The organism is Ectobacillus sp. (assembly GCF_056992975.1).
The window spans coordinates 1-10,448 of sequence record NZ_JBXKMX010000299.1; the positions used below are offsets into that span (position 1 = coordinate 1).

Below are 10,448 nucleotides of genomic sequence, written 5' to 3' on the forward strand. Positions count from 1 at the left end.
AATGTGAGAACTTGAGAAAGCGGATATACGAAGTACTGATTCCAAATACCAGTGCTTTCTGGTGTAATCGGCTGGTTGACTTGATTACAGCCGCTGACAACAGCCACAAGTGCGATCATCATGACCAGAAAAGTAATTTTCTTTTTCACGTACCATTTCCTCCCTTAATAGTATGTCCTATCATTGTATTTCTTCCTTCTTCCGCTCTTGCCATGACAGCTTAATGCCAGATTTACGAAGTACGTGGGATAAACTGCTCTTAAATTGCTCGTACGTCATTTCTACACAAGGCTTCCTTGCTATTATAACAAAATCCTTTTCAGAATCTATGCAATCTTTGTACTCCGTAAATACTTGTCGTATCATTCTCTTCGTTTTATTACGTACAACAGCATTTCCTAACTTTTTACTAACTGAAAGACCGATACGAAAATGTTCTTGACCCGGTTTATGTAAAGAATACATTACAAATTGGCGGTTCGCATTCGATACTCCTAATTTAAATACTTTTTGAAAATCCTCGTTTTTTTTTATACGGTTTTTTTTCTTCATCTGTTTAACACTCCTGTATATCGCCAGTGGAAAGGATACATTATTAGAAAAAAGACCACTGAACGATCAGTGGCCTACGCAGATAATACTTTTCTTCCCTTGCGGCGACGTGCTGCAAGAACTCTACGGCCGTTTTTAGTACTCATACGGCTGCGGAAACCATGTACTTTGCTGCGCTTACGTGTATTTGGTTGATACGTACGTTTCATGTATATGACACCTCCCTGAGGAATAACTGTTAAAGACAGTCTAAATAATTATAGTTAATAAACCCTCTAAATGTCAATGCCCCAAGATACTTCTCTTTATTATTTCACGCATCCACAAGCTTTTACTCAATATTCTATACTCATGTGGATAATAAAAAAAGGGAAATTAAATAATCCACAGATTTTTTTTGGTTTTTACACAAAAGACCCCCTTGTTGATAAAATAATGGTATGAAATGTTCTTTTTGTGGATAACTTTACGAAACAAATTGATATTACACTCTTTTTTTGATATCATATTTGTGTTTTCACCTTCGGACAAGTTTTCCACAACCTATTGTTATCCACAGACTGTGTATAACATGTGGACATATTTTTTCACATGTGTATATCAACTTGTCCACAAGCGTAGTATTCTGTCGATACATGTATTCTATGTTATATTGCAATACTTTTATTTTTTCTTACTTTGAATATTTATTCATATATGTTTTGTACAAAACTTGTACAAAGTTCGGACCCATTTTAAAAAGAAGGAGGTACACCTTTGGAAAATATAGATGACTTATGGGATCAGACTTTACAACAGCTCCAAAAAAAGGTGAGTAAGCCTAGCTTCGAAACTTGGTTAAAATCTACAAAAGCTTATTCTCTTAAAAAAAATGATTTAACTATAACCGCTCCGAACGAATTTGCCAGAGACTGGCTTGAATCTCACTATTCTGAATTAATTTCCGAAACGTTATATCATGTCACGGGAGAAGAACTTGATGTTCGCTTTATTATTCCGCAAAGCCAGGCCGAAGAAGACTTTGACTATACACCGCCCAATCGACGGAAGATCAACACCGATGAACCGAACCAGTTTAAGCCCAGTATGCTAAACCCCAAATATACATTCGATACATTTGTAATTGGATCTGGCAATCGCTTTGCACACGCGGCTTCGTTGGCCGTTGCAGAAGCACCTGCTAAAGCATACAATCCGTTATTTATATACGGAGGCGTTGGCCTAGGGAAAACACATCTCATGCATGCAATCGGTCACTATGTTATAGAGCATAATCCGAATGCAAAGGTTGTATACTTATCATCTGAAAAATTTACAAATGAATTTATTAACAGTATTCGGGATAACAAAGCGGTTGATTTTCGAAATAAATATCGTAGTGTTGATGTTCTCTTAATTGACGATATTCAATTTCTAGCTGGAAAAGAACAAACACAAGAAGAATTTTTCCATACCTTTAACGCCCTTCATGAAGAGAGCAAGCAAATTGTTATTTCCAGTGATCGTGCACCGAAAGAAATACCAACATTGGAAGATCGGCTACGTTCACGTTTCGAATGGGGTCTCATTACAGATATTACGCCTCCTGACTTAGAAACACGGATTGCAATCTTGCGAAAAAAAGCACGAGCAGAAGGCTTGGATATCCCGAATGAAGTGATGTTGTATATTGCCAATCAAATCGATAGCAATATTCGTGAGTTAGAAGGTGCTCTTATTCGAGTAGTGGCGTATTCTTCTTTAATTAATAAAGATATTAATGCCGATCTTGCAGCAGAAGCACTAAAGGATATTATTCCAAATGCAAAACCAAAGGTCATTTACATTAATGATATTCAAAAGGTAGTTGGACAAGTTTTTCAAATAAAGCTAGAGGATTTTAAAGCAAAAAAACGAACAAAATCAGTAGCATTCCCTCGCCAGGTTGCTATGTATTTGTCACGAGAACTAACGGATTCCTCTCTTCCTAAAATCGGAGAAGAATTTGGCGGAAGAGATCATACTACTGTCATCCATGCTCATGAAAAAATTTCACGACTAGCCAAAACGGATGTGCAGCTCCAAAAACAAATTGAAGAAATTTGTGAGATTTTAAAACAATAGAATAATGTGAATAAAGGTACGATATTTACTCACAGTCTATCCACATGTCGATAGACTGTTTTTTCCTTGTTAAAACGCCCTTATCCACATATCCACAAGTATTACTACTATTACTACTATTTTTTATTATTAATAAATAAAATATATTCCATACGTAGGAGGTATTTTTTATCATGCATTTTATCATTCAAAAAGATCAACTTGTTAAAAGTGTTCAAGATGTAATGAAAGCTGTTTCTGTTCGAACAACCATTCCAATTTTAACGGGGATCAAAATTGTTGCAAATAGTGAAGGGGTAACGTTAACAGGAAGTGATTCTGATATCTCAATTGAATCTTTCATCCCCTCTGAAGAAGATGGAAATGAAATTATAAGAATGATTCAACCTGGTAGCATTGTATTACAAGCCAAATATTTTAGTGAGATTGTAAAAAAATTACCTAAGGATACCGTCGAAATACATGTAGAAAATCATTTTTCAACACAAATTAAATCCGGAAAATCAGAATTTAATTTGAATGGTTCAGATCCAGAAGAATATCCACTTCTTCCTCAGCTGGAAGAAAATCAAGTCTTTATGCTACCTACAGATTTATTAAAGCATATGATTCGTCAAACCGTATTTGCTGTTTCTACATCGGAAACCCGTCCAATCTTAACAGGTGTAAACTGGAGTGTATATAACAACGAGTTGACTTGCGTTGCTACAGATAGTCATCGGCTTGCCCTTCGCAAAGCAACTATTTCTGGTAATGCTCTTTCTACATCTTTTCAAGCAAATGTTGTTATACCCGGAAAAAGTTTGACCGAACTTAGCAAAATACTAGATGACACCGAAGAAACAGTAGATATCATTATTACGGAATATCAAGTGTTATTTAGAACGAAACATTTGTTATTTTACTCGCGTCTATTGGAAGGAAACTATCCGGATACATCCCGGCTTATTCCAACAGAAATTAAGACAGACATTCTGATCAATACAAAAGAATTTCTTCAAGCTATTGATCGGGCTTCTTTACTTGCAAGAGATGGTAGAAATAATGTTGTTAAGCTTTCTACACTTGAAGACAATCAAATTGAAATTTCATCTAATTCACCTGAGATTGGGAAGGTTGTAGAAGAAGTACTTTGCGAAAGCATTGATGGAGAAGAATTAAAAATTTCTTTTAGTGCAAAATATATGATGGACGCACTAAAAGTACTTGATAGTACAGAAATTAAAACAAGTTTCACAGGGGCTATGCGGCCATTTTTAATACGTTCTTTAGATAATGACAGCATTGTCCAATTAATATTACCGGTACGTACGTATTAATTACTTGATCGTACTCGCACTGTTTTTTTACACTTGGATGTAGCAATATGCTAGATGAATGGACCGATTACAGAATGATGAGGCAACGTACTCCTGTAACGGTCCATTTCGTCTGTTAGTTTTTTATCTAGCATAAATAGTTTTTCATTTATAAAAAATGAAATTGTATGTCCAATCATTGTTGATACGTATTTTTTTTAGTACAATGAATGAATGAACACTTTTAGAAAGTGAGCGATTTTCATGAAAATTATTTCCATTTCAACAGAATATATCACGCTTGGACAGTTTTTAAAGCTCGCTGATCTAGTGAATACAGGAGGAGCATCTCGTTGGTTTTTACAAGAATATGAAGTGTTTGTAAACGGCGAACCTGATAATAGACGAGGAAGAAAGCTTTATAATAACGATACGGTTGAAGTTCCATCATTCGGAACATTCCAAGTAAAGGCAAAGTAAGGGAGGCATCCCTTTGTACATTGAGGAGCTAGCTCTACTAAATTTTCGAAACTATAAGGAACTTGCCCTCTCATTTGAAGATAAAGTAAATGTTATTATCGGGGAAAATGCACAAGGCAAGACAAACTTGATTGAATCGATTTTTGTATTAGCCATGGCAAAATCTCATCGAACTTCAAATGATAGAGAGCTTATCAAATGGGACGCAGAGTATGGTAAAATAAAAGGGAAGCTTCAAAAACGAAATACATCCCTCACCCTAGAGCTTATGCTCTCGAAAAAAGGAAAAAGGGCTAAAGTAAATGAATTAGAACAATCCAAACTAAGCCAATACATCGGAGAAATGAATGTTGTCATGTTCGCTCCGGAGGATTTGAACTTAGTGAAAGGAAGTCCACAAGTTCGAAGGCGCTTTATCGATATGGAACTCGGACAAATTGCACCGGTCTATTTATACGAATTAAGTCAATATCAAAAAGTGTTAATTCAACGTAATCACTTATTGAAAACGATGCAAGGGGAAAGTAAACACAATGAAACAATGTTAGATGTGTTTACCATTCAGTTGGTTGAGCATGGAGCAAAAATATTACTTAAGAGATTTGAATTTCTTCGTATGCTACAAGAATGGGCTGCCCCCATACATAACGGCATTAGTAGAGGGCTAGAAGAACTACGAATTGCGTATAAACCAAGTATAAATGTATCAGAATCCATGGATTTGTCGAAAATAAAAGAAGAATACTATGATGCGTTTCAAACGATTAAAAAGCGTGAATTGTTTCGTGGTGCAACTTTAATTGGTCCTCATCGCGATGACTTACATTTCTTCGTCAATGATAAAAACGTGCAGATTTATGGTTCGCAAGGCCAACAGCGAACGACAGCACTTTCCCTTAAATTAGCTGAAATTGAATTGATCCACTCTGAAGTACACGAATACCCTATTCTCTTACTGGACGATGTATTATCGGAATTAGATGATTATCGTCAATCTCATTTATTAAACACAATACAAGGTAAAGTCCAAACTTTCGTAACAACAACTAGTGTTGATGGCGTTGAACATCAAACACTGAAACAAGCAAAGACAATTCAAGTAACAAATGGAATAGTCATTGATTAAGTCATGATTAATTTCTTCCGTTAAATGGAAAAGTGGGTGATTTTTGTGACAATGGAACAAAAGAAAATACAAGAGAATGCATATGATGAAAGTCAAATTCAAGTATTAGAAGGACTAGAGGCAGTTAGAAAACGTCCAGGTATGTACATTGGTACTACGAGCGCGAAAGGTCTTCACCATCTTGTATGGGAAATCGTAGATAATAGTATCGACGAAGCGCTTGCCGGCTATTGTAATGAAATTAACGTATTTATTGAAGAAGATAACAGTATTACAGTTAAGGATAATGGTCGTGGTATTCCTGTAGGGATTCAAGAAAAAGTTGGACGTCCAGCAGTTGAAGTTATCATGACAGTTCTTCATGCAGGTGGTAAGTTTGGCGGAGGCGGATATAAAGTGTCTGGCGGCTTGCACGGAGTAGGTGCGTCTGTTGTAAATGCTTTATCAGAAGTATTAGAAGTATATGTATATCGTGAAGGAAACATACATTATCAAAAGTTTCAACGTGGTATTCCAGTCGGTGATTTAGCTGTAGTTGGTGAAACAGAATTGACCGGTACAACTACACATTTTAAACCGGATGCTGAAATTTTCACTGAAACAACTGAATATGATTTTGATACGTTAGCAAATAGATTACGTGAACTTGCATTTTTAAATCGTGGTCTACGTATTACCATCGAAGATCGTAGAGAAAACAAGCAAAAGAGAGAATTCCACTTTGAAGGCGGAATTAAATCTTATGTAGAACACTTAAATCGCTCAAAAGAGGTAGTTCATGAAGAGCCGGTCTATGTAGAAGGTATGCGTGACGACATTTATGTTGAAGTTGCCTTGCAATACAATGAAGGTTATGTAAGTAATATTTTATCTTTCACAAACAACATTCATACGTATGAAGGCGGAACACATGAAGTAGGATTTAAAACGTCTTTAACACGTGTCATTAATGATTATGCGAGAAAGAGCGGTATTTTCAAGGATGGAAATAGTAATTTAATTGGAGAAGACGTGCGTGAAGGGTTAACAGCTATTGTTTCTATCAAACATCCAGATCCACAGTTTGAAGGACAAACGAAAACAAAGCTTGGCAATAGTGAAGCTAGAACGATAACGGAATCCGTGTTCTCAGAAACATTTGAAAAATTCCTTCTTGAAAATCCGGATATAGCGCGAAAGATTATCGATAAAGGTATGATGGCTACTCGTGCACGTGTAGCTGCAAAAAAAGCTCGTGAATTAACGAGACGAAAGAATGCTCTGGAAATTTCAAGTTTGCCTGGTAAACTTGCAGATTGTTCTTCGAAGGACCCTTCTATCAGCGAAATTTATATAGTTGAGGGTGATTCTGCCGGAGGTTCAGCAAAACAAGGACGTGAACGACATTTCCAAGCAATTCTTCCTCTGAAAGGGAAAATTATCAACGTAGAGAAAGCTCGACTTGATAAAATTCTTTCCAATAACGAAATTCGAGCAATTGTAACTGCAATTGGAACGGGAATCGGAGAAGAATTCGATATTGAAAAAGCAAGATACCATAAAATTATTATCATGACCGATGCGGATGTGGATGGTTCACATATTCGAACTTTATTATTAACGTTCTTTTATCGTTATATGCGTAAAATTATTGAACATGGCTATGTGTACATCGCACAACCACCTTTATATAAAGTGCAACAAGGGAAGAAAATATTATATGCTTACAATGATAAAGATTTAGAGAAAATTTATAAGGAAATACCTGCGCAGCCAAAACCAAGCATTCAGCGTTATAAAGGTCTTGGAGAAATGAACCCAGCACAACTGTGGGAAACGACAATGGACCCAGAAGCACGTTTGCTTCTGCAAGTAAATCTACAAGATGCAATTGAAGTCGACGAAACTTTTGAAATGTTAATGGGTGATAAAGTAGAACCGCGTCGTAATTTCATTCAAGAAAATGCGAGATATGTTAAAAACTTAGATATTTAATTTGCAACTTTGTTGCTTTTAATTTGTACGGAAATGTAAGAGGAGGCGCTAGTTGATGTCAGATAACGAGCAACAAGCCCAGATTCGAGATATAAATATTAGTCATGAAATGCGATCATCATTTTTAGATTATGCGATGAGTGTCATTGTTTCTCGGGCCCTACCAGATGTACGGGATGGATTAAAGCCGGTACATCGAAGAATACTGTATGCGATGAATGATTTAGGGATTGTATCTGATAAACCGCATAAAAAATCAGCTCGTATTGTGGGAGAAGTAATTGGTAAGTATCATCCACATGGTGATGCGGCTGTGTATGCTACGATGGTACGTATGGCGCAAGATTTTAACCAACGCTATATGCTTATTGATGGTCACGGTAATTTTGGATCTGTAGATGGTGACTTCGCTGCTGCAATGCGTTATACAGAAGCAAGAATGTCCAAGATATCTATGGAGCTATTACGCGATATCTCAAAAAATACGATTGATTATCAAGATAACTATGATGGTTCTGAAAAAGAGCCAATTGTATTACCAGCGAGATTTCCAAATCTTCTTGTCAATGGTGCCACTGGAATTGCTGTTGGGATGGCAACAAACATTCCCCCTCATCAACTTGGAGAAATTATTGACGGAGTATTAGCACTTAGCAAAAATCCTGATATTACAATTGAAGAGTTAATGGAATATATTCCTGGACCGGATTTTCCTACTGCTGGTCAGATTATTGGGAAAAGCGGGATCCGTCGTGCTTTTGAAACAGGACGCGGATCTATCCTAATTCGTGGAAAAGTGTCGATTGAAGAACGAGGCAACGGAAAACAATCGATTATTGTTACAGAATTACCTTATCAAGTAAATAAAGCAAAACTCATTGAGAAAATTGCTGAGCTTGTTCGTGAGAAGAGAATTGATGGAATTACAGATTTACGAGATGAATCAGACCGTAGCGGTATGCATATTGTGATGGAAGTTCGCAGAGATGCAAATGCCAATGTACTTCTAAACAATTTATATAAACATACAGCATTGCAAACAAGCTTTGGAATTAATATGCTTTCTCTTGTCGATGGAGAGCCGAAAGTTTTAAATTTAAAACAATGCTTATACTATTATTTAGAGCATCAGAAAGTAGTTATCCGAAGACGAACTGCCTTTGAACTTGATAAAGCAGAAGCACGTGCCCACATTTTAGAAGGGTTACGTATTGCTCTTGATCATTTGGATCAGGTTATAGCTTTAATTCGTGGTTCAAGAACAGCAGAAATAGCACGCAATGGTTTGATTGAAACATTTGAATTAAGTGAAAAGCAAGCTCAAGCTATTTTAGATATGCGTTTGCAACGTTTAACAGGTTTAGAACGTGAGAAAATTGAAGAAGAATACACTGAATTAGAGAAGTTGATTGCTGAATTAAGAGCTATTCTAGCAAGTGAAGAAAAAGTACTAGAAATTATTCGCACGGAATTACTGGAAGTTAAAGAACGCTTTAATGATGTACGAAGAACGGAAATTGTCCCTGGTGGATTTGGATTCATTGAGGACGAAGATCTAATTCCAGAACAAAATATCGTCATCTCTTTAACTCATAACGGGTATATTAAAAGACTTCCAACTTCAACTTATAGAAGTCAAAATAGAAATGGTCGCGGCGTTCAAGGTATGGGAACGCATGATGATGATTTTGTAGAACATTTACTAACTACGTCTACTCATAATCACATTTTGTTCTTTACGAATAAGGGAAAAGTATACCGCATTAAAGGGTATGAAATTCCAGAGTATAGTAGAACTGCAAAAGGACTTCCTATTATCAATTTGTTAGAAGTTGAAAAAGGTGAATGGATTAATGCCATGATTCCAATTCAAGAATTCTCTGATGATGATTATTTATTCTTCTCTACAAAGCAAGGAATTGCAAAGCGGACACCGCTCTCATCTTTTGCGAATATCCGTAATAATGGATTAATTGCGATTTCTCTTAGAGAAGATGACGAACTCATTTCCGTTCGGTTAACGACGGGAGATAAAGATATTATTGTTGGAACGAGCGATGGGTTGCTCATACGCTTCAACGAACAAGATGTTCGTAGTATGGGAAGAACTGCAGCTGGTGTGAAGGCGATCAAGTTGAATGATGATGACCAAGTTGTTGGAACGGAAATTGCCGAAGAAGATGTAGATGTTTTAATTGTTACAAAAAACGGATTCGGTAAACGTACACCAATTGAAGAATATCGTATTCAGAGCCGCGGTGGAAAAGGATTGAAAACTTGTAACGTGAATGACAAAAACGGGAAGCTAGTTGCTGTAAAATCTGTAAAAGGCGAAGAGGACATTATGCTAATTACAGTGGCAGGTGTTCTAATTCGTATACCTGTTGAGCAAATTTCTCGTATGGGTCGAAATACGCAAGGGGTACGTCTTATTAGTTTGAAAGAAAATGAAGAAGTGGCAACTGTTACAAAGGCGCAGCGCGAAGATGCAATTGAGGTAGATCAAGAAGAAGAGTAGGAGTACACTTTCTACTTTTATTACGAATAGGTCTCTATACAGATTTATGTATAGAGACCTATTTTTTTAATTTCTTTATGGGGCGATCATATAGGTGAAAAGGCATGAGTAGAAAATGAAAGACTATTCTAAGGGAATCTACATTTAATTTAAAATTCTAAACGAAATAGGTTGCATTTTAAATTAGAAGTCTTTATAATAAGTCAAGTCAACAAGTCAGCTAGATATAAGTCGTAAAAAACAGTTGACGATATTGTGACAATGTGGTATATTATTAAAGTCGCTGAAACGCGATGTTGAACCTTGAAAACTAAACAAAACAACAAACGTCAGTTTTATTTTTTTTATAGCTTAGACAAACTTTAACTTTTATGGAGAGTTTGATCCTGGCTCAGGA

Annotated in this window: 8 protein-coding genes and 1 pseudogene; 6 read left to right on the plus strand and 3 right to left on the minus strand. The window is 36.3% G+C overall.

The window, feature by feature from the left end; translation table 11 throughout:
- The 3 genes and pseudogenes from AC11ZT_RS13550 to rpmH all read right to left on the minus strand — a co-directional run.
- A pseudogene (locus tag AC11ZT_RS13550) lies at positions 1–149 on the minus strand (OxaA precursor); the annotation flags it as partial.
- 31 nt (positions 150–180) lie between these two features.
- Entirely contained in the window at positions 181–552 is a 372-nt protein-coding gene (gene rnpA / locus AC11ZT_RS13555; protein WP_484060108.1) for a ribonuclease P protein component, read from the minus strand.
- 74 nt (positions 553–626) lie between these two features.
- A complete protein-coding gene (rpmH, locus tag AC11ZT_RS13560) occupies positions 627–761 on the minus strand; it encodes a 50S ribosomal protein L34 (protein ID WP_379970845.1) in 135 nt (44 codons plus the stop codon).
- Between the two features lie 547 nt (positions 762–1,308).
- Between rpmH and dnaA the strand changes: the two genes are divergently transcribed.
- The 6 genes from dnaA to gyrA all read left to right on the plus strand — a co-directional run bounded on the left by dnaA (position 1,309) and on the right by gyrA (position 10,051).
- The gene (gene dnaA, locus AC11ZT_RS13565; RefSeq protein ID WP_484060109.1) at positions 1,309–2,655 is read left to right on the plus strand and encodes a chromosomal replication initiator protein DnaA; all 1,347 of its coding nucleotides are present in this window, start codon (positions 1,309–1,311) and stop codon (positions 2,653–2,655) included.
- Positions 2,656–2,828: 173 nt separating this feature from the next.
- The gene (dnaN, locus tag AC11ZT_RS13570) at positions 2,829–3,974 is read left to right on the plus strand and encodes a DNA polymerase III subunit beta (RefSeq protein ID WP_484060110.1); all 1,146 of its coding nucleotides are present in this window, start codon (positions 2,829–2,831) and stop codon (positions 3,972–3,974) included.
- Positions 3,975–4,217: 243 nt separating this feature from the next.
- Positions 4,218–4,433, plus strand: coding sequence for a S4 domain-containing protein YaaA (gene yaaA / locus AC11ZT_RS13575; protein ID WP_484060111.1), 216 nt, complete (start codon positions 4,218–4,220; stop codon positions 4,431–4,433).
- 13 nt (positions 4,434–4,446) lie between these two features.
- Complete coding sequence (recF, locus tag AC11ZT_RS13580; RefSeq protein ID WP_484060112.1) at positions 4,447–5,559, plus strand: DNA replication/repair protein RecF; 1,113 nt, start codon at positions 4,447–4,449, stop codon at positions 5,557–5,559.
- A 51-nt stretch (positions 5,560–5,610) separates the two neighbouring features.
- Positions 5,611–7,533, plus strand: a complete 1,923-nt coding sequence (gene gyrB, locus AC11ZT_RS13585) for a DNA topoisomerase (ATP-hydrolyzing) subunit B (RefSeq protein ID WP_484060114.1) — start codon at positions 5,611–5,613, stop codon at positions 7,531–7,533.
- Positions 7,534–7,588: 55 nt separating this feature from the next.
- Complete coding sequence (gyrA, locus tag AC11ZT_RS13590) at positions 7,589–10,051, plus strand: DNA gyrase subunit A (RefSeq protein ID WP_484060113.1); 2,463 nt, start codon at positions 7,589–7,591, stop codon at positions 10,049–10,051.
- Positions 10,052–10,448: the final 397 nt, after the last annotated feature.

Bases quoted from the DNA above. Each gene is read 5' to 3' on its own strand.
- rnpA (WP_484060108.1), bottom strand. From the start codon at position 552: ATGAAGAAAAAAAACCGTATAAAAAAAAACGAGGATTTTCAAAAAGTA.
- rpmH (WP_379970845.1), bottom strand. From the start codon at position 761: ATGAAACGTACGTATCAACCAAATACACGTAAGCGCAGCAAAGTACAT.
- dnaN (WP_484060110.1), top strand. From the start codon at position 2,829: ATGCATTTTATCATTCAAAAAGATCAACTTGTTAAAAGTGTTCAAGAT.
- yaaA (WP_484060111.1), top strand. From the start codon at position 4,218: ATGAAAATTATTTCCATTTCAACAGAATATATCACGCTTGGACAGTTT.
- gyrB (WP_484060114.1), top strand. From the start codon at position 5,611: ATGGAACAAAAGAAAATACAAGAGAATGCATATGATGAAAGTCAAATT.
- gyrA (WP_484060113.1), top strand. From the start codon at position 7,589: ATGTCAGATAACGAGCAACAAGCCCAGATTCGAGATATAAATATTAGT.